This is a genomic window from Saccharibacillus kuerlensis DSM 22868, from assembly GCF_000378145.1.
GTDB classification, from domain to species: Bacteria; Bacillota; Bacilli; order Paenibacillales; family Paenibacillaceae; genus Saccharibacillus; species Saccharibacillus kuerlensis.
Window position 1 is genome coordinate 408,376 of sequence record NZ_KB899278.1, and the last position, 19,637, is coordinate 428,012.

Genomic DNA, 19,637 nt, shown 5'->3' on the forward strand with positions numbered 1-19,637 from the left:
AAAACAAAAGATATAGATAAAAGGCCGTACCTTTTCCTTCCGGAATGGGTGCGGCCTTTTTCGAAATCATACTGCCGTACGGTCATTCTGAAAAAACAAAAACCGCCGTTTGCTCCCACTTACTCAGCAGGGTGTCAAACGACGGTTTTTAGGATAGCTAATCGCTAATCAGCTTGCAATCCTTCGAAATCTCAGCCTTTGATCAGGTGGAACACTTCGACATCATTAAGACGGCTGCGTCCGTTCAACTCTTCCAATTCGATCAGGAATGCCGCACCTACAACATTGCCGCCAAGCTGGTGAACCAAATCAACGGATGTTGCAATCGTACCGCCGGTCGCAAGCAGATCGTCGGCAATCAGAACGTTTTGTCCTGGCTGCACAGCATCGATATGCATAGCCAAGCAATCCGTACCGTATTCCAGATCGTATTCGACTTCTACCGTCTTGTACGGCAATTTTCCGCTTTTACGAATCGGTACGAAACCGACGCCAAGCGCATAAGCCAATGGAGCACCTACAACGAAGCCGCGTGCTTCAGGCCCTGCGATCAGGTCAATCTTCAGATGTTCGACCTGTTTCTTCAAAGCGTCGATCGCCTCACGGTATGCCGGTCCATTTCCGAGCAATGTCGTAATGTCCTTAAAGCTGATACCCGGCTTTGGAAAATCGGGGATCACGCGAATATGCTGATTAAAATCCAAATCAATCTCCTCCTAGGTCTTGTTTCTCGGATACTGCGGCAGAAGAACATCGTTCGCCCTGCCTAGCCCGAAAAAGATAAAGCTTCATCCGTGTTTCCGGATCGAACAGCCTGCATCCGCTGCGTAATCCAGACGCCAATATCCTCGCCCGGACCGAGCAGTCTGCGCTCCAATGCCTCCGCTTCCTGCAGGATGCGATAAGCTCCTGCCGAATCCAATGCCGCCTTCGGCGGATTTGGATTGGCAGTGATCGCTCCTTCAGTACGAAGGATGAAGTTCAGTTCCTCGAACACATCCAACGTCATGCGGATCATCCGCGGCGAGCAGCCCGAAGACCGGCACAACCGACTTACCAGCTGCTCCTCGTCTACAGCTTCCGCTGCAGCGTGCCGCAGCTCAACATAAATCGTCTTGAGCCGTTCACGGTTGGGATCGCTGAGTCGGCCGGCAGACAAATTGTCCGCCGAATACATCAGCACGACGTTCTCCAGCGCAGAGAATTCGGCCAGCAGCCGATCCAGCTGCGCGGCGGTGTCCGGGAGATCCAGAACGAACAAAGTGCGCGTCCCGGCCGGATCCGCGTGCGTGTGCCCGCTTTCCGTTCCTTGAATCCCGGAATATTCATCATACAGCCAAACCGGTAGTTGCGCCAGAGTCTTCTGCAAAACTTTTAGTGTCCTTTTTTGTACGACTGCTGCAATCTGATCTGGCCCGCAGGCCAGTACATTTCCCGCTCGCTTGCAAAAAACTTCGATACTGTCAGCCGAGGCAGATGGAGAACGGCGATCAAATACCTGAAGCCCCGGAAGAGCCAAGTCGCGCACCATCAGTTGCGGTTTGCGGCTGCCCCGCCATTCATTAATTCCCGGCTCGGCCAGCAGATCGAGACGATCGCCTTCCTGCAAGTATTCGGCCAATGCGCCTTTGCCAAAAGCTACAGCTTCGACTGCACAGCCATCCTGCTCGACGACCAGTTTCAGATGAGTGTTCGTTTTGCCCATTGTCAGTACACGCTGCAGCTTCACATTTCGAAACACCAACTGCGGAGTCGGATTGCTCATCCCGAACGGCGCCATACGCTCCAGCTCTTCGATAACCGAAATTGGTACCTCGGACAGCGAACACTCCGTTTCTGCTTCGATCATCGGAACCAGATGTTCCGGCTTTAATACTATAGACGCGTGCGCATTCAGCCCCTGTTCAAAATCTTCAAGCCGCTCTCGAAGCAGGCTCATACCAGCTGCCGCAGGGTGACCGCCGAAATGCTGCATCGTCTCCTCGACTGACAAGAGCGCTTCATAAATGTCAAAACCCGCAATCGAACGGGCGGAACCTTTGCAGGTTCCCTTTTCCGTATCGATTCCCAGAATGATCGTCGGGCGATAATAGCGCTCAAGAATTTTGGAAGCCACGATGCCGACGACTCCGACATTCCAACCTTCTCCGGCCAGCACAATCACGTCAGGAACCTTTCCGATTTCAGCAATCTTGAGCTCCAACATTGCGGAAGCTTCGCTGACGATATCTTCTACGTTCTTCTGCCTTTCCTTGTTGAGCAGATCAAGCACCGAAGCCAAATGTTCGGCTCGATCATGTTCCTGTGTCGTTAACAGGTCAACGGCGCGGTCAGCATGATCCAGCCGGCCGCTGGCGTTGATTCGCGGTGCAATCGCAAACGCAATGCCTACCGACGTCAGCTGCTCGGGTTGACTTCCGGCAACAGTAAGCAGCTGCTCTACACCGGGAGATGGATTTCGACGCATCACGTCAATCCCGCGGGCTACGATCAGACGGTTTTCGCCGGTTAACGGCATAAGATCAGCTACCGTACCGATTGCCGTCAAGTCCATCCATTCTTCGGGCGGCTGTCCAAGCAGCGCATGAGCCAATTTGAATGCGACACCCACGCCCGCCAGCCCTTTGAACGGGTAGCCGCACATCGGAAGCTTCGGATTGACCAAAGCAACCGCTTCCGGAAGAACAGCCGGCGCTTCATGATGGTCGGTTACGACAACATCAATACCAAGCGACGCCGCATAAGCAATCTGATCGACGGCACTGATCCCCGTATCGACGGTTACGATTAACTTCACCTGCTCCGCTGCCGCCTTGTCGATCGCATGACGATGCAGACCATACCCTTCCTTGGAACGGTGAGGAATATAAGTACCGAAATCCGCACCAAGTCTGGTCATCAGACGAATCATGAGCGCCGTGCTCGATACCCCGTCCGCATCGTAGTCGCCGTACACCCAGATTCTTTCTCTATGCTCTAGCGCCATGCGTATTCGCTGTACGGCCTGCTCCATTCCGTGCAGCAAAAATGGATCGTGCAGACCCGAGAGGTCTTCATCCCCATCTAAAAATTCTGCTGCTGCCGGAGGTGCGTCATATCCCCGATTGACCAGCATTGACGCGAGCAGCGGAGATATCTCCAGTTCTCCGCTTAGTCGGTCCACTGCCGAAGAATTGGGATGTGCAATTTTCCATTGATATTGCGAATGCAGCACAAGCTCACCTGCCTTTCAAAATTTAAATAGATACCGGGAAATAGGATAAGAAATAAAACAAGAAATAAAAAGCAAGAAATAAAAAGCGAACAAACGCGGATTGCTCCGCGTTCGATGTTATTGAACAATAGTAGGTGAATCGCCGTTCAGCAGATCGTCATTTGACTTGTACGGATACCCACTATGATAAGGCTCTACACGAACATCGACCTCGACAACTTGCACGAAACGATGTACAAGCAGATCTCTCGATCGTTGAGCAACTTCTTCCGCCTCCTTAACGGTCATGCGCGGATTAACACTCAGTATAAGATCGATCTTCACTGCTTCTGCCACCTTGGTCGCTCGAAGTTCACGAACTTCAATAACCCCGCGTACACGCTGAACCGTTTCCAGAAATGGAGTCGGATCTTCTGCACGCTGCTTGCTCAAAGTCGGCGATCCTCCAAAAATCAACAGCATCAGACGAAGCGCTTTAATAATGGCAATGAGTGCAACCAATAAGGAGGCAGCCGGATCCGCATAGAGAAGTTCAGGGATATCAAAGCTCTTTCCCACTACCCACAACACCATTCCCGCAGCAACAAACACTGAGGCATACATCGACAATCGGTGCTCCTTTGTATAACGCCGAGCCTTCTCGCGGTCTTCCTGTTCCAATTGACGATAGCGAATGATAAATAAGACCTGACTCACTACAACAGCAAAAAAGAAGGCGACTGCTGCCCACTCATTGGGTGTTCGTTGAGACGAATGCAAAAGCTGCCCGATACCGCTCAGCACCGCTTCAATAGCTCCAACCAGTATCAGCACGGCGAACAGCATTCCAACCAGCGAAGCCTGCAGCTTGCCGAAACGAGTGCTGCGTACCGCATCCGAAACAGAATTCAACGAATCGACAAGCAGTGCGTGACTTCCGCCCATCCATCCGCCAATTCCTTTCAGCAAAGCAGCAGCACCCAGCAAGTACGCATCGGTTCCGCCTGTGGAATTCCAGGTGTCTTTTTGACGGACCGTCATAACCATTCCCCTCTCCTATTTAAACACCCTATCCGGCATGCTTACGTTTTCGGAACCGGCTCCATGTGCCCATGAAAAAAAGAAATAAGAAAAGCCGCGCCTTGGATACAGGACGCGGCTTTACGGCAAAGCCGTAGCAATGTTAAGTCGTCGTTTTGACTGCTGACGGCTTCTTCTTGCGTCTTAACGCCAACCACAATGGGCTTGCGATGAAGATCGACGAATACGCACCGAACAGCAATCCGATAACCATCGCCAGAGAGAACATGCGGATTGACTCGCTTCCCAGGATCAGCAGTGCAAATGCCGCGATAAAGACCGTAAACACCGTACCAAGCGAGCGGGTCATCGTCTGCGATATACTCTTGTTCACAATTTCCCCCAGGTCGTTGTACGTTTGCTTTTTGGCGAAACGCAAGTTCTCCCGAATCCGGTCGAAAATAACGATTGTATCATTGATGGAGAAACCAATGATAGTCAAAATGGCAACGATAAAGGTCAGATTGACCTCCAATCGAAGGATCGAGAATACACTGATTACAAGGAATGCGTCATGCAGCAGGGCAACGATTGCCGATAAGGCAAAGCGCCATTCAAAGCGAATCGTCACGTAGATGACAATTGCAATACTTGCCACCGCAACAGCCAACATTGCGTTGCGCTCCAATTCTTTTGCCATTTCCGCATCGACCGTATTGATCTCGTACGCAGCGTTAGCATCGATCTGACTGTTGAACGTAGATTGCAGCGACTGAACCTGGTCGTCTGTCAATACTTCTGGGAAACGAATATTGACGCGATCGCTGCCGGCCGTAATATTCGCTTCCTGATCCAGATTGGCTTCATTAACAACCTGCTGCACTTCCGCCTTACTTACGACTTTGGATACCGCAATATCCACGTTCGATCCCGAACGGAAATCAACCCCGTAATTCAAACCGAAAACAGCAAGGCTGAGAATGCCGGCGAGTGTCAGAATAACTGAGAATGTGTAAAAATACTTACTTGCCTTAACGAAATTGAAATCCCATTTCGAACTTGGCGATTGCTTAGAGTTCACGAATTTCACTCCCCTTTACTCCGAAATACCCTGGCTTCTTCAAGGATTTCGCCTTAATGAGCAGAGAGAGCAAGAATCGCGACAGCAGAACGTTAGTGATGATACTGGTTACAATGCCGATCATCAGAACAAGCGCGAAACCGCGAACCGATCCTGTACCGAGCCAGAACATAACGGCACCGGCAATCAGGGTTGTAATCTGAGCGTCCATGACAGTCCAGAAAGATCTCTTGCTGCCGGCTTTGAAAGCTGACAGAATGCTCTTGCCGCTTCGCAGCTCTTCCTTGATTCGTTCATAGGTAATGATATTGGCGTCGACCGCCATCCCGATCCCGAGAATGAATGCTGCAATACCCGGCAGGGTCAGCGTAATATCCGCCCATATGAAGACCAGGAGCGTCCCCCATGTATGAAGGAGCAGACAGAACGCGGCAATCAGACCGGGTACCCGATACATAAATACCATGAAAATCAAGATGAGAATCGAGCCGATGATGCCGGCCCGCAGCGTCTGATCCAGGGACAATTGTCCCAATGTCGCACCGACGCTCTGTGAATATTTCTCGGTTAACTGCAGCGGCAGCGCACCAAGATTGATGGTATCACGCAGATTCTGCGCTTCTTCACGGGTGAAATTCCCCGTGATTTGCGCCGTTCCTCCCGTAATACGCTGGTTGACGCTTGGATCCGACAGCATCTCGTCATCTAAGAAGATTGCGAGCTTCTGACCGACCAAGCGTCCGGTTACTTCTGCAAATTTATCCGCATCCTTCAACTCGATTGCAATCATCGGATTATTCAGCGAATCCAACTGTACCGAAGCGCCGTTCGGTTTGAAATCATCCCCGGTCAGTTCGATCTTGTTATAACCTTGATATGGATCTTCCTCAGTTGTACCTTCCGTTGTACCTGCATTCTCGGAATCTGCGTTGTCGGTAGATTCCGCCGAACCTGCAGCTTCGGAATCAGCATTTTCGGTCGCATCCTCCGCATTTGCAGCATCTGAACCAGCACTATCGGTCGGATCCGCACTTTCTGATGCCGCTTCATCTTCGGATGCAGCATCGGTCTCTTCCGTCGTTCCCTGTTCCGTTGTACTTTCTTCCGCGGAATCTCCCATACTGCGGAATGTCAGGTTGGCGGGTTCTTTAATGCGTTCCCTTACGGCCTGCTCGTCTGTAACGCCCGCGATTCTGAGTCGGATCCGATTCTCGCCTTCGGTCGTGATCTCAGGCTCGCTTCCCCCAACGGCATTTACGCGCTTCTCGAGACTTCTAGCCGTCTCAATCAGGGACTCCCGGGTAACTTCTTCTCCGCCCGTCATCGGCGAAGCCTCGTATAGAATCTCGAAGCCGCCTTTCAAATCCAATCCTAACCGGACCGAATTCAGCACGTTGGGCGTGCTCCAGATTATGATCCCGATCGAGACGAGCACAATAACAACGAAACTGACAATTCTCTTCATGCCGTTTCTGGTTCCCCCTTTTTTCTCAATATTCCCATTATAGCGACGCCGGAAAATAGAGTCAACGAAGCAAAAGAAAGACCCTCCTTTAGGAAAGGGGAGCCTCTTTCAGCGCCGAGAGCGTCAGATAATTCATCAGCCCGTTCACCCGAAGCGTCAAAATGTCATTTACAATCCGATGCAGAGGCGGCTCCTGTTTTCCGGCATACCGACTGTTCACACAATGCCAGACGTCTTCCCAGGTTGCATGCTCGTAACCGAGATAATGAAATTCCTCGGCTTTATTTTGGCACAGCTCGATAACAGCATCGGTCAGTGCTTCTCCATCCAGCATTTCCTCTGCAGGATTCTGCCCGTTCAACCTCTCGTCTGCCATCCCTTTCCCCCTTCTCCAACTGCCTGAACAGATAGTCCTTATACGGCTGAGGTTTTAAACTGCGACCGCGTTTATGCTTCATTCGACGCGGTCCGACTGATTCCTTCCGGAATTTGGCACCGTTCCCCCAATCATTGGAGAACGTAGGCATATAGGTACCATCCTCCGGCCGCAAGCGCCAGCAGGGTCAGCGGAAAAGCCACGATCAGATATGAAAGATACGAAAAGCGGTATCCTTCTTTTTGTGCAAACCCCGCTGCAAGCACACCTGCGACCGATCCGGCTAAAGTCCCGCTTGATCCAATACCGCAGCCCAGCGCCAGCGCCCACCACAGTTCGTTCAAGTCCGACGGTCTGACAACACCCATCTGCAGCCCTATCGTCTGAATTAACGGAATGCCCGCTGCCGTCAGCGGAACCGGATCAAGTACGGCGGACAGCACCCCCGTTACCCCGAACAACATCAGTGCAGCCAGAACTTTGCTCTCATTCGTCAATTCCAGCAGCCGCATCGAAATTTCACTTATGATGCCTGTCTCGACGAGTCCTCCGGCAAGCACATAAAATCCGATCAGAACACCTAATGTTTTGAAATCCATTTTTTCTCGGACCTGCTGGACATCTTCAGTAGAGCGTACGTTGATCATAATCATTAATACCGCTGCAGCCGCAGCTACCGTTCCACTGCTGAGCTGCAGTCTGTCATGCCAGATCAGACCTCCAACCATCAGGAGCAGCACGCTCAGCGACAGCAGGGCACGACGACTGCTGCTCAACCAGCTCGCAGGATTGATTTTTTCAAGCTCGGCTCGACGACTGCGAATGCCAGACATTTCTTTACGGAAGATCAACATCAACAGTATGAAATGGATGACCAGAAGCAGCAGAGCTGGAGGCAGCATATGGCGAACAAATCCTTCGGTATTGATTCCTGCTGCAGAACCGATCATCATGTTTGGAACATTGCCGACCAGCGTTGTCATTCCGCCCAGATTACAGGCAATTACACTCATAATCAATAGAGGAACAGGACCTATACGCAGGATCTTCCCAATACGCAAAATGAGTGGAGCCAACAGCAGCAGAGCCGGACCGCTTCCCAAGAGAGCGGAGCTTACAGCTGCACTCAACGTGACTGAAATCAAGACAGCGGAAAGATTTCCGGAAAAGGCCTGTATCAATTTAAGTGCTGCAAAATGAACGATTCCACTCTTGTCAGCGACGGCTGACGTAACCATCATACCAAGCAGCAGCAGTAAAGCGTTCAAGTAAACATGATGAGTAAATGCAGCGTTCCAGTCGACAATTCCCAGTATAAGCAGAACAAGCGCACCGACAATCGCCGCCATGCCTCCGTTTATTTTTTCCGTTACGACCAGCACATAGACGATTGCAAACACGGCTGCCGCCGTGTAGACCGGCCAAAATGCGGTATCGATTTCGGAAATCATGCATCCACTTCCTTTCGATCTTCCCTGCTGTCGGACAGTTTCATAGACAGCATTTTAAGCGGCACACGGAGTACTTCACAAAGCTCCGAGCGCCGATCAACTGTTTTTCTTGCCTTCTATGTAGAGTCCGCTTTTCCAAGAAGGTTGCGGTCAGACCTGAAAATTGTTTGAAAAAAGAAGCTGCCGTGAACGGATTCTATCCGTTCGGCGGCAGCTTTGTCGGAAGAGACGGCGTTCTGCTTCCGTCGGCCGTTCCTTATTGAGTGGTGTTACTTTTTGTCGAGACTGACATCAGAACCGACTGTTGTTACGTGGCTGATTGCACTGCGATCGAATGTCATCTTCGTGACGTCATTCACGCGCAGCACAACAATATCGCTCGTGATTTCCAAGATTGTACCGTGCAGGCCGCCGATCGTGACGATTTTATCGCCTTTTTTGAGCTGACCCAACATAGCGTTACGTTGTTTTTGTTTTTTCTGCTGAGGACGAATCAGCAGGAAGTAGAAGATTGCGATCATGAAGACAAACGGAACGATCGTCATGAGCAGTCCTCCGCCTTGTCCGGCGGTTTGTAGCGGTGCAGCTTGGAACATCGTAAATCCCCCTTAGTGTGCGAATGCGAATGACCGTATGGAACGGATCATAGGATCGTACTGGACTCGTGGATCGGTTAGAACCCTTTGTCGTTGTTGTGCATGCCATACTGATCGAAAAATTCATCACGGAAATCGAGCAAACGATCTTCACGGATCGCCTGACGAACACCGCGCATCAATTCGAGCAGGAAGTGGAGGTTATGATAAGTGGTCAGACGGAGACCGAACGTCTCGTCTGCCTTGATGAGATGACGCAGATACGCACGGGAATAATTCCGGCAGGTATAGCAATCACAGTTGGGATCGAGAGGACCGAAGTCTCTCGCATACTGGGCATTGCGTACAACTACCCGACCCTGGCTTGTCATCGTCGTTCCGTTACGCGCTATACGCGTCGGCAGCACGCAGTCGAACATATCGACTCCGCGAATGGCGCCTTCGAGCAGAGCATCCGGCGAACCCACACCCATCAAATAGCGGGGTTTGTTCGTCGGGAGCAGCGGTACCGTATGCTCCAGCACTTCATACATCAGATGTTTCGGTTCTCCTACACTCAGTCCACCAATAGCATACCCCGGAAAATCCATCGAAGTCAAATCAGCGGCGCTCTGGCGGCGCAGATCTTCATGCATGCCGCCTTGAACAATCGCAAACAGCCCTTGATCTTCCGGACGGGCATGAGCTTCCAGACAGCGCTCTGCCCATCTGGATGTACGCTCCAGCGAACGCTTGATGTATTCTTTCTCCGCAGGATACGGAGGACACTCGTCAAATGCCATCATGATATCGGAACCCAATGCATTTTGAATATTCATGGCAACTTCCGGGGACAGGAACAGCTTGTCTCCGTTAATGTGCGAACGGAAGTTTACGCCTTCTTCGGTAATCTTACGCATTTCAGCCAAGCTGAAGACCTGAAAACCACCGCTGTCCGTAAGAATCGGACGATCCCAGTTCATGAATTTATGAAGTCCGCCGGCTTCGCGGATAATTTCATGTCCTGGACGCAGGAATAGATGATACGTGTTGCTCAGAATAATCTGGGCATCCATTTGTTTAAGTTCTTCCGGGCTCATCGTTTTGACGGTGGCCAGCGTGCCGACCGGCATAAAAGTCGGCGTTTCGATTACGCCATGCGGCGTATGAACCAGACCAAGTCTGGCTCCCGACTGTTTGCAGGTTTTGATATGTTCATAGCGAATAGCGGGTGTCATTGGATCGTTCCTTTACAAGAAAATGAGGGGGCCTTCGCCCCCAATTAATAGATAAACATGGCATCGCCGAAGCTGAAGAAGCGGTACTCCAGCTCTACAGCTTCGCGGTAAGCCTTTATTACCTGCTCTCTGCCGGCCAGTGCACTGACCAGCATGACCAGGGTTGACTTTGGAAGATGGAAATTAGTGATCAGCGCATCGACTACTTTGAAATTTTCACCCGGATACAAGAAAATCTGTGTCCAACCACTGTCCGCGGACAGATTGCCCTGATCGTCCATTGTCCGTCTTGCTGCCGACTCCAGCGTTCGAGTCGACGTCGTACCGACCGAAACAACACGGCCGCCGCGTTTACGTGTACGATTGATCAGTTCGGCCGTTTCTTGAGGCAGCTCGTAATACTCTTCATGCATGACATGCTCTTCAACGTTCTCAACCGATACCGGACGGAAAGTGCCGAGTCCAACGTGTAGGGTCACAAAGCCTATTTCAACGCCTTTGTCGCGCAGCTTATCGAGCAGCTCTTCGGTGAAATGCAGTCCTGCGGTCGGAGCGGCTGCAGAACCTTCATGCTTGGCATATACCGTCTGATAACGTTCGCGATCATCCAACCGCTCTTTGATATAAGGCGGAAGCGGCATCTCGCCAAGACGATCGAGAATTTCCTGGAATATCCCTTCATAACGGAACTCAATAATACGAGCGCCCATATCGCCTTCTTCCAGCACGACAGCTTCCAGCTCGTCTCCAAAACGGAGTACCGCGCCGGTTTTAATCTTTTTGCCGGGCTTGGCTAACGTCTCCCAACGATCGCCTTCGATATTTTTAAGCAGCAGAAGCTCTACTCCTGCGCCAGTTTCCGGCTTAACGCCGTGAAGGCGTGCCGGCATTACCCGCGTATCATTGAGAATCAACGTATCGCCGGGATGCAGCTTGTCCAAAATATTATAAAAATGCAGGTGTTCGGTCTCCCCTGTAAGCTTATTCAGCGTCAGCAGACGAGAAGCAGTGCGTTCGGCAAGCGGCGTTTGTGCAATCAGCCGCTCCGGAAGTTCGAAATCATAATCTTCTACATTCATGGAGTCTTCATTCCTTAACAAGTTCTACGTTATTGTAATAATGCAGCAAAATATCTTTGTAGCTTGCTCCCTCGTCGGCCAGCCCTTTGGCTCCCCACTGGGATAATCCCAACCCGTGTCCGTTTCCTCGACCGACGAAGAAAAATCCGGTGCCGGATGAAACGGTCGAAGTATTGACTCCTACCGCCGCGAGTCCTTTACTTAAGCCTCCCGTTTTTGCAGAGGCGCCAATCTTTTTCTGCGCCGCCGAAACGGTTCCGCTTTTTGCGGTTACAGCCGAAGTGATACTTGTATAAGGATCTGCTGACACAACATCGAACATTGTGCTAGGCAGACCGCTTAATGCGGTACGGAACATATCCGGGTATTTCACATCAACTTTGACACCATTGATTTTAAGTTCGGTTACCCGGCCTGAAGGTCCGCGCTGGCTAACCTGAATCGTCTTAATCGTTGCAGGCAGAGGGGTTGTTGTTCGGCCTTTCAGCGTGCTTAAAAGCTGCGAAGATGTATAAGGGCCGCGAATCCATTCATAAGTGTTCGATTCGCTTACCAACTCAAGCACAATGGCTTCGTCCCCTGGATTCATCTGAGCCAACTCGGAAACTCCGCTTTGAATCTGAGGCAGCGGACGTACTTTTGTGCTTTGAGCTGTTACCGTCATCTTACGGAAACCTGTTGAATCGAAGCCCATATCTTTGACGTTATCTTCGCGCACGTAACCGACTTTACCGTTGGGCAGAGCCACATGGTACCACTTCTTGAGATTAGCTGCGGCTGCACGGTCGGATTCGGACGGCACACTGCTGAACAAATTCGATCCGCCGCCATTCCATACTTCCGTCGGATCAGAAGTCATACCCCCGGCGTTGGATGAGTATAAAGCTTCGATAGGTTTGCCGTTCTGCTTGAGAATTTCGCCGGCTGTTGAATCGACGGCGGCATTAATCGATTTACTCTCGGAACTCATGCCATTATAAGCCTGGCTTAATGTCGAATCGACAACGTCGGCCACCTTGAACTTGGTAACGGCCTGCGTCTGTACCTTCGCATAACTGCGAGCGGCAACTGCCTGCGCTTTGAGGGATTCTTCCGGCCAAGAAGCCGGAACCTCGGAACCAACAACCGAATATAGATACTGCTCCATCGGCAGTTCATTGACCAAATACAGCTGTCCGCCGTATACGCCAATTTCCAGATCTCCGCGGTACGAACGCTTGGCACGCTCTTCGACACGAATCCCTTTGTCCAGTGTACCGTCGACCCAAATTCGGTCATTCTCTCCCAACGTCAACAGATATAGGCGAGTCGCCGTTCCTTTGGTTAGATCGGCCGTCGCATCGCTGCGAAGAACAGCTGATGCAGAAGGATTGTCGACCGTCGACAGCTTGATGCCTTTGAGCTTGGAAGCCGCCATACCCATCAGCCTGTCGCGTTCAGCAGAACTGGATGCCTCGCCTACACGCACACTGTACACCGCTCTGCCGTTCGAAGCATTGGAGATAGCGATCGTACCGTCAAAACCGGCATCAAGCACTTTTTGCAGCACGGAGGAAGCCGCATTTAACGTCCCATAATTACCAGCATTCAATGAAAAACGACCGGTTGCTGCAGGAGAAAGGCCGCTTATCGCTTTAACACTGGCATTTGTCGCAAGCCGAACTGCGGCATCGGATGCTGTTTTGTCGCTCGCATAAGGTCCGGTATACAGTTGATAGACCTCTCGACCGTTTCGGTTGACTTTATAAACCGTCAACTTATCCGAACCCGATTTCAGCTTGGCTGCCAATTCGGATACCGTTTTGAGATCACTGCTTTCCCCCAGCTTAACTCTCGGTCCGTCCAAAGCGAATACAGTTGTGCTTCCGCTAGGAATAGAAAGCCATTTGACATAGCCGTTATCCGTTTTTTGTCCGAATGCTATCGCTTGGTCAGCGGTAAGCGTAATATTCTGTGTCGTTTGCTTATACGTACTTCCCAGGTTCAGAAACAATCCGACCCGTACATTCGTGTCCGTTTCGGCAGCATGAACCGGAGCCTGAAGCGGCAGACAGGATAATGCGATTGCTGCTGCAAGAAACGGTTTACCCCATTTAACGGACTTGCTTTTCGAACGCTGTTTGGTCATTCTTGTATTCCTCCTTGTAAGTCCAGGCCTCGACCGCTGGGCCGAGGTCAATTATTTTCCGTCTTCCGGCATCGGCAGTCCCAGGTGCATATAGGCTTGGGCAGTGACAACGCGGCCTCTCGGCGTGCGCTGGATAAATCCGCTTTGAAGCAGATAAGGTTCGTATACATCTTCGATAGTCTGGCTTTCCTCGCCGATCGTTGCCGCAATCGTATCCAGCCCGACCGGTCCTCCGCGGAAGTTCTGGATCATCGCCTTAAGCATCTTGTGGTCAATGCTGTCCAGACCGCGAGGGTCGACCTGCAGGCGCGTCAGCGCCTCGGCGGCAATCTCCGGTGTAATAATACCATCGCCGCGTACCTGTGCAAAATCCCGCACTCTTTTCAGCAGGCGATTGGCGATCCGCGGTGTTCCCCGGGCACGCAGGGCAATCTCTTCGGCGGCATCGCCAATGATCTCAACGTTTAGCGTATCCGCATTGCGGGAAACGATAAATGCCAGATCTTCCACGCCATAGAATTCCAGCCGACTTACGACGCCGAAGCGGTCGCGCAGAGGCGCGGACAGCAGTCCGGCTCGAGTCGTCGCACCAATCAGGGTAAACGGAGGAAGGTCGAGGCGTACCGAGCGTGCACTTGGTCCTTTGCCAATCATAATATCCAGCGCGGAATCTTCCATTGCCGGATACATGACCTCTTCGACGGTTCGGTGCAGACGATGAATTTCGTCAATGAACAATACGTCGCCTTCCTGCAGATTGGTCAGCAGCGCTGCCAAATCGCCGGGGCGTTCAATCGCCGGTCCCGACGTTGTCCGCAGATTAACGCCAAGCTCGTTGGCGATAATGTTTGCTAACGTCGTTTTCCCCAGTCCCGGAGGACCGTAGAGCAGCACATGGTCAAGCGCTTCGCCCCGCATTTTTGCAGCTTCAATATATACCTTCAGGTTTTCCTTGACCTGATTCTGGCCGATGTATTCCGACAAATAGCGGGGACGCAGACTCAGTTCCACCGCTTGGTCTTCCATCATCAGATTGGCCGATATGATCCGGTCATCCATAAGTCCACCGTTCCTCCCCGTTTATACTGTACCGCAATTATCCTTTGTAAAGAACCTTTAACGCACGTTTCATCAACATATCGACGGGTTCTCCTGGCTGCAGATCTTCTTTCAAGTGCATCCAGGCCTTATCCAACTCGGCTTCCGTATAACCGAGCGCTTCCAGTCCTTCACGCGCAGCTCTCCAACCTCCGCCGTCCAGTTCCGCTTCAGCTGCGACATTATCATCGAACAATCCGCCCAGCGAAGGTGTAACAAAACCGTCCAACCGATCTTTCAAGTCCAAAACCATGCGCTGCGCCGTCTTTTTACCGATGCCGGGCAGCTTGATCAGAAATGCGAGATTTTCCTGCTGAATCGCCGATACAACCTTCTCTGGAGTCCCGCCCGCCAAGATTCCCAACGCTACCCTAGGTCCAATACCGGATACTTCAATCAGACGGCGAAACAATTTTTGTTCTTCCCGTGTCGAAAATCCGTACAGCAAAATGGCATCTTCCCGAACACTGTGATGCGTATAAACAGTTACCGGTTCGTCTCCTTTGGCCGCAAAAGCATATGGATTTGGGCAAAATACCCGGTACCCAATCCCCTGCACGTCAACAACAATATATTCCGTTTCCAGATGGGCGATATGCCCGCGTACAAAATCGATCATTTTCGCAGTACCTCGTTCAACTTGGAATTTAATGTGGATGAATGCGCGTGACAAATGGCTACGGCCAGTGCATCGGCTACGTCATCGGGTTTAGGAATGGTCTGCAGTTTCAAGAACATACGAACCATCTCCTGCACCTGCCGCTTCTCAGCTTTGCCGTAACCGACGATTGCCTGCTTGACCTGCATCGGTGTATATTCCCCAATAGGCAGACCTTTCTGATGAGCCGCCAAAATGAGCACCCCGCGTGCTTGACTTACAGGCATTGCCGTTGACACATTGCGGTTGAAAAATAATTTTTCGAACGCAACTGCGTCCGGCTTATATTTGTCAATCAGCTGTACCATCGCTTCGTACACGTGCAGCAATCGTTCTTCATCAGGCGTGTGCGCTTCAGTCTGAATACATCCGTATTGAACGGGAACACACTTGCTTCCTTCTTTGTCTATAAATCCGAAACCGACGATCGCAATCCCCGGGTCGATTCCCAATATGCGCAAAACGATCTCTCCCTTTCCCGAAAAAAGCAAACCTCGAGCGCTTCGGCAGCATACCCGTCTATTGCCCAATTTAATTGAGTTCACATATGTCACCGAACATATGTATCCTTCTTTTCATTATAGCAAAAGATGAAAAAGGAGGCACCCAAAAGAAAGGTCTCTTTTTCAATTTCGGCATTTTGACGGAAAAACCTTTGACTCTGCAGAAAACAACAAAAAAAGACTGCTTTCGAGTCGGAATCTTCCGCCTGAAAAGCAGTCTTTCTTATCTGCGTCGGAGAAGACGCTTGAGTTTTAAAAAAATGGCGCGCCCTGAGAGATTCGAACTCCCGGCCTTTTGATTCGTAGTCAAACGCTCTATCCAGCTGAGCTAAGGGCGCAAATAATGGAGCGGACGACGGGAATCGAACCCGCGACCCTCGCCTTGGCAAGGCGATGCTCTACCGCTGAGCCACGTCCGCAAAACACTATTTAATTAAAATGGCGGAACCGACGGGATTTGAACCCGCGATCTCCTGCGTGACAGGCAGGCATGTTAACCCCTACACCACGGTTCCAAGCCATAAGGTGAAGCAATTGCGGGGGCAGGATTTGAACCTGCGACCTTCGGGTTATGAGCCCGACGAGCTACCGAGCTGCTCCACCCCGCGTCAGAGTGTAATCTTACTATAATCGACTTTGTCACCAAAGTCTCCATGGTGGAGGCTGAGGGGCTCGAACCCCCGACCCTCTGCTTGTAAGGCAGATGCTCTCCCAGCTGAGCTAAGCCTCCATATGTATATGACCCGTAGGGGATTCGAACCCCTGTTACCTCCGTGAAAGGGAGGTGTCTTAACCCCTTGACCAACGGGCCTTATTTACATTATTCGCTCCGGTTCGTCTCGCTCGTTTCAGCGTGTCGTCCGTGGCGACAAGAAATAATATACCATGCCAGCAAGCAGGGGTCAACCCTTTTTAACAAAAAACTTCAAAAAACCTAAAACACCTTTTACAAAACACTCTCTAGTCTCTATTATTACTCTGCTATTACCCTGCTGCTCTACTGTTCCAAACGCTTTTCATAGAAAAGCTCCCGGCCGCTGCCGAGAGCTTTGTCGCTTATTTCAAGTAGGTAAGCCTTACTGTTAAATCTTTATTCACGCTTTTCTTACACTGCTATCTACCCTTCTATCTCGCCTTCTATTTATGCTTTATCCCTATCTTTATGTCACGCTAGCTCGTCAGCCCATAGTTTATACAGCGCCTGGGTTCCCTTATCCGCATATCCGGCATCGGCAAGTTTTCGATACAGCGATTCTGCTAACTTGAGTCCAGGCAGTTCCACTTCCATTTCTGCCGCCGACTGTAAGGCAATTCCCATGTCTTTAATAAAATGCTTGATATAAAAGCCTGGCTCGAAATCTCCGTCCAACATACGCGGTACAAGATTACTTAAGGAGAAACTGCCTGCCGCTCCAGTCTCGATGCTCTTAAGTACCGTTCTAGGATCAAGTCCAGCTTTTTCCGCATAAATAATCGCTTCGGTTACACCCATCATGTTGGACGCGATCGCAATTTGATTACACATTTTAGTGTTTTGTCCGGCTCCCGGTCCTCCTTGAAGTACAATATTGCTGCCCATAATCTCCATTAACGGAAGCACTGTTTCAAAGTCTTCCTTTTCTCCGCCGACCATAATCGACAGTTTGGCATTTTTGGCCCCAACATCTCCGCCAGATACAGGAGCATCCAGCACACGAATGCCTCGTTCCCGCCCGCTTGCTGCCAAACGACGGGCCAGCATTGGGCTGGATGTCGTCATGTCAATCAGATAAGTTCCAGGCTTAGCATTAGGTATCAAACCATCTTCATTCATATAAACGGCTTCAACGTCCTGCGGATATCCCAGCATTGTAATAATAACATCGCAGGCTGCAGCCATTTTACCCGGTGAATCATGCCATACGGCGCCGCGCTCAATTAACTCCTGTGCTTTTGAAGGTGTACGATTATAAACATGAACCGTATAGCCCTTATCCAAAATATGTCCTGCCATACTTTTCCCCATAACTCCAATGCCTGCAAAACCAACTACTGTTGTTGAAGAATTCAAATGTACCACCCTTTCTTGAAATCTTATATGTGAACAGCTTACTGTATGTAATGTATGCACATTAACACTTTTGGTCTAATCTCGTCAAAATTTGTATAGTTAATCATCACCTTTTTTTATCTTATTCAAATTTATTATATTATTCGAAGAAAGATATTTATCCTCTGTTCTAAACTCCAAATTTCACTAAAAACTTGCAAAATGAAGCTTATACTTTTATATTGGTACCAGGTACTAATGCAAAGTGCTAAAGGAGCTGACTCGCGTAATGACCCAATTTCATTCTACTGCACGCATCACGGCTCTCGGCACTTATGTTCCCGAGCGCAAATTAACCAATCATGACTTGGAAACCTTGGTAGATACTAATGACGAATGGATTGTTCAGCGTACCGGTATTCGTGAAAGACGAATTGCCGCCGATGAAGAATTCACTTCAGATCTTTGTATTAAAGCCGTTTCTGATTTACAATCTCGATATCCGAATGCCCTGGAAGGAATAAACTTGGTTCTGGTTGCTACATCGACTTCGGATTTCCCTTTCCCTTCGGTTGCAAGCCTGGTTCAAAATGCCTTCAATTTGCAAAATGTTGGTGCACTGGACTTGAGCGCAGCATGCTCTGGCTTTACTTATGCGCTTCAGATTGCAAACGGAATGATCACATCAGGCATGCATCGCAAAGTTTTGATCATAGCCGGCGAATGTATGAGCAAGACGATCGATTACACAGACCGCAGTACATGTATCTTATTTGGAGACGGTGCGGGTGCAGCAATTGTGGAATACAGCGAGCAAGGAGCTTTTATAGGCAGTTATATGGGCAGCGATGGAAGTGGCGGACATCATGTTTATCGAACAGGAATCTCGAATACGCTAAATGGACTTTCATTGGACGGCAACGGCAAAGTCGTTCAAAATGGACGTGAAGTGTACAAGTGGGCTGTACGTACCGTTCCGGACGGAGTTCAACAATTATGCAGCAATTTGCCTGAAGGTGTTGAAGGGATCAATTGGTTTATTCCTCATAGCGCGAACCTAAAGATGATCGATTCTATCTCTGAAAAAGCCGGTATTCCCAAAGAACGTACACTGACCAGCGCTGAATTTTACGGAAATACATCGGCTGCTTCTATTCCGCTAGCTTTACAGCTTGCGATCGACGAAGGAAAAGTTAAAAAAGGCGATCTGTTGTTGATGTATGGGTTTGGAGCAGGACTCACTCATTCGGGGGTACTTGTTCACTGGTGAAGGACGCGGGCCTTTTTCGACCTGCGCTTCGTTGCCCTTTCCCCTTTCTGATTGAACTCACACCATCTGAAGGAAAAGGGGAAAGGGCAAAGGCGCTCCGGTTCGAAAAAGGCCCGCTCTCGGCGTGGGGTGGAAGGCCTCTCAAGCTTCTGACCGCTTGAGAGTTTAGGGACTAAAGATACGGCTAAGATACGGCTGGATTCTAGCCGGGAAAGAGGCAGCGGCTTTGCCGGCTGCGGGGTGGAAGGGCGGGGCAGATCACAATCACACAAAATTCATAATAATATCAAGGGAATACTTGCAAATACAAAAACAAACATAAACACAAAAAGAGCCTCCACCGTGTATACGGTAAAGGCTTTTTTTCATCGGCTTGGCAGCTTCCTACTCTCCCAGGACCCTGCGGTCCAAGTACCATCGGCGTTAGAGGGCTTAACGGTCGTGTTCGAGATGGGAACGTGTGGAACCCCTCT

General features: G+C 50.4%; 16 protein-coding genes, 6 tRNA genes and 1 rRNA gene. 1 reads left to right on the forward strand and 22 read right to left on the reverse strand.

Annotated elements, in window-relative coordinates; genetic code table 11:
• Window positions 1-191: 191 nt before the first annotated feature.
• The 21 genes from F456_RS0104705 to F456_RS0104810 all read right to left on the reverse strand — a co-directional run bounded on the left by F456_RS0104705 (window position 192) and on the right by F456_RS0104810 (window position 17,924).
• On the reverse strand, window positions 192-704 hold the full coding sequence (locus F456_RS0104705; RefSeq protein ID WP_018975855.1) for an adenine phosphoribosyltransferase: 513 nt from the start codon (window positions 702-704) through the stop codon (window positions 192-194).
• Window positions 705-766: 62 nt separating this feature from the next.
• On the reverse strand, window positions 767-3,214 hold the full coding sequence (recJ, locus tag F456_RS0104710; protein ID WP_018975856.1) for a single-stranded-DNA-specific exonuclease RecJ: 2,448 nt from the start codon (window positions 3,212-3,214) through the stop codon (window positions 767-769).
• A gap of 117 nt (window positions 3,215-3,331) precedes the next feature.
• Window positions 3,332-4,234: a cation diffusion facilitator family transporter gene (locus F456_RS0104715; protein ID WP_169577828.1), complete on the reverse strand. Its 903-nt coding sequence runs from the start codon at window positions 4,232-4,234 to the stop codon at window positions 3,332-3,334.
• 142 nt (window positions 4,235-4,376) lie between these two features.
• Complete coding sequence (gene secF, locus F456_RS0104720; RefSeq protein WP_018975858.1) at window positions 4,377-5,294, reverse strand: protein translocase subunit SecF; 918 nt, start codon at window positions 5,292-5,294, stop codon at window positions 4,377-4,379.
• Window positions 5,284-6,759, reverse strand: coding sequence for a protein translocase subunit SecD (secD, locus tag F456_RS0104725; RefSeq protein WP_018975859.1), 1,476 nt, complete (start codon window positions 6,757-6,759; stop codon window positions 5,284-5,286). The genes secF and secD overlap by 11 nt, the downstream gene beginning before the upstream one ends.
• 88 nt (window positions 6,760-6,847) lie before the next feature.
• Window positions 6,848-7,135: a post-transcriptional regulator gene (locus F456_RS0104730; protein ID WP_018975860.1), complete on the reverse strand. Its 288-nt coding sequence runs from the start codon at window positions 7,133-7,135 to the stop codon at window positions 6,848-6,850.
• Window positions 7,136-7,266: 131 nt separating this feature from the next.
• Window positions 7,267-8,586 (reverse strand): ArsB/NhaD family transporter, encoded by a 1,320-nt coding sequence (locus F456_RS0104735; RefSeq protein WP_018975861.1) that lies wholly within the window; start codon window positions 8,584-8,586, stop codon window positions 7,267-7,269.
• Between the two features lie 269 nt (window positions 8,587-8,855).
• Entirely contained in the window at window positions 8,856-9,182 is a 327-nt protein-coding gene (yajC, locus tag F456_RS0104745; RefSeq protein ID WP_018975863.1) for a preprotein translocase subunit YajC, read from the reverse strand.
• A gap of 77 nt (window positions 9,183-9,259) precedes the next feature.
• Window positions 9,260-10,399, reverse strand: coding sequence for a tRNA guanosine(34) transglycosylase Tgt (tgt, locus tag F456_RS0104750; protein WP_018975864.1), 1,140 nt, complete (start codon window positions 10,397-10,399; stop codon window positions 9,260-9,262).
• Between the two features lie 44 nt (window positions 10,400-10,443).
• The gene (gene queA / locus F456_RS0104755; protein WP_018975865.1) at window positions 10,444-11,478 is read right to left on the reverse strand and encodes a tRNA preQ1(34) S-adenosylmethionine ribosyltransferase-isomerase QueA; all 1,035 of its coding nucleotides are present in this window, start codon (window positions 11,476-11,478) and stop codon (window positions 10,444-10,446) included.
• A 7-nt stretch (window positions 11,479-11,485) separates the two neighbouring features.
• A complete protein-coding gene (locus F456_RS0104760) occupies window positions 11,486-13,606 on the reverse strand; it encodes a SpoIID/LytB domain-containing protein (protein WP_018975866.1) in 2,121 nt (706 codons plus the stop codon).
• A 51-nt stretch (window positions 13,607-13,657) separates the two neighbouring features.
• Window positions 13,658-14,665 carry a Holliday junction branch migration DNA helicase RuvB gene (ruvB, locus tag F456_RS0104765; RefSeq protein WP_018975867.1) on the reverse strand — a complete coding sequence of 336 codons (1,008 nt, stop codon included), beginning with the start codon at window positions 14,663-14,665 and terminating at the stop codon, window positions 13,658-13,660.
• Window positions 14,666-14,702: 37 nt separating this feature from the next.
• Window positions 14,703-15,323 carry a Holliday junction branch migration protein RuvA gene (ruvA, locus tag F456_RS0104770; protein ID WP_018975868.1) on the reverse strand — a complete coding sequence of 207 codons (621 nt, stop codon included), beginning with the start codon at window positions 15,321-15,323 and terminating at the stop codon, window positions 14,703-14,705.
• Entirely contained in the window at window positions 15,320-15,823 is a 504-nt protein-coding gene (gene ruvC / locus F456_RS0104775) for a crossover junction endodeoxyribonuclease RuvC (RefSeq protein ID WP_018975869.1), read from the reverse strand. Before ruvC ends, ruvA begins: the two co-directional genes overlap by 4 nt.
• Window positions 15,824-16,126: 303 nt before the next feature.
• Window positions 16,127-16,203 (reverse strand) — tRNA-Arg (locus F456_RS0104780).
• Between the two features lie 6 nt (window positions 16,204-16,209).
• Window positions 16,210-16,284, reverse strand: a tRNA-Gly gene (locus F456_RS0104785).
• 20 nt (window positions 16,285-16,304) lie between these two features.
• Window positions 16,305-16,380 (reverse strand) — tRNA-Asp (locus F456_RS0104790).
• Between the two features lie 19 nt (window positions 16,381-16,399).
• Window positions 16,400-16,473, reverse strand: a tRNA-Met gene (locus F456_RS0104795).
• Window positions 16,474-16,519: 46 nt separating this feature from the next.
• A tRNA-Val gene (locus F456_RS0104800) sits at window positions 16,520-16,595 on the reverse strand.
• A 9-nt stretch (window positions 16,596-16,604) separates the two neighbouring features.
• Window positions 16,605-16,676 (reverse strand) — tRNA-Glu (locus F456_RS0104805).
• 354 nt (window positions 16,677-17,030) lie between these two features.
• Complete coding sequence (locus F456_RS0104810; RefSeq protein ID WP_040924919.1) at window positions 17,031-17,924, reverse strand: NAD(P)-binding domain-containing protein; 894 nt, start codon at window positions 17,922-17,924, stop codon at window positions 17,031-17,033.
• A gap of 259 nt (window positions 17,925-18,183) precedes the next feature.
• Between F456_RS0104810 and F456_RS0104815 the strand changes: the two genes are divergently transcribed.
• Window positions 18,184-19,164, forward strand: a complete 981-nt coding sequence (locus F456_RS0104815; RefSeq protein ID WP_018975871.1) for a ketoacyl-ACP synthase III — start codon at window positions 18,184-18,186, stop codon at window positions 19,162-19,164.
• A 371-nt stretch (window positions 19,165-19,535) separates the two neighbouring features.
• On the opposite strand, the gene rrf is transcribed toward F456_RS0104815, so the two are convergent.
• Window positions 19,536-19,637, reverse strand: a 5S ribosomal RNA gene (rrf, locus tag F456_RS0104820); the annotation flags it as partial.

Coding starts and splice junctions, on each gene's coding strand:
- F456_RS0104715 (WP_169577828.1), bottom strand. CDS start 4,234: ATGACGGTCCGTCAAAAAGACACCTGGAATTCCACAGGCGGAACCGAT.
- secD (WP_018975859.1), bottom strand. CDS start 6,759: ATGAAGAGAATTGTCAGTTTCGTTGTTATTGTGCTCGTCTCGATCGGG.
- F456_RS0104730 (WP_018975860.1), bottom strand. CDS start 7,135: ATGGCAGACGAGAGGTTGAACGGGCAGAATCCTGCAGAGGAAATGCTG.
- F456_RS0104735 (WP_018975861.1), bottom strand. CDS start 8,586: ATGATTTCCGAAATCGATACCGCATTTTGGCCGGTCTACACGGCGGCA.
- yajC (WP_018975863.1), bottom strand. CDS start 9,182: ATGTTCCAAGCTGCACCGCTACAAACCGCCGGACAAGGCGGAGGACTG.
- tgt (WP_018975864.1), bottom strand. CDS start 10,399: ATGACACCCGCTATTCGCTATGAACATATCAAAACCTGCAAACAGTCG.
- queA (WP_018975865.1), bottom strand. CDS start 11,478: ATGAATGTAGAAGATTATGATTTCGAACTTCCGGAGCGGCTGATTGCA.
- F456_RS0104760 (WP_018975866.1), bottom strand. CDS start 13,606: ATGACCAAACAGCGTTCGAAAAGCAAGTCCGTTAAATGGGGTAAACCG.
- ruvB (WP_018975867.1), bottom strand. CDS start 14,665: ATGGATGACCGGATCATATCGGCCAATCTGATGATGGAAGACCAAGCG.
- ruvA (WP_018975868.1), bottom strand. CDS start 15,323: ATGATCGATTTTGTACGCGGGCATATCGCCCATCTGGAAACGGAATAT.
- F456_RS0104815 (WP_018975871.1), top strand. CDS start 18,184: ATGACCCAATTTCATTCTACTGCACGCATCACGGCTCTCGGCACTTAT.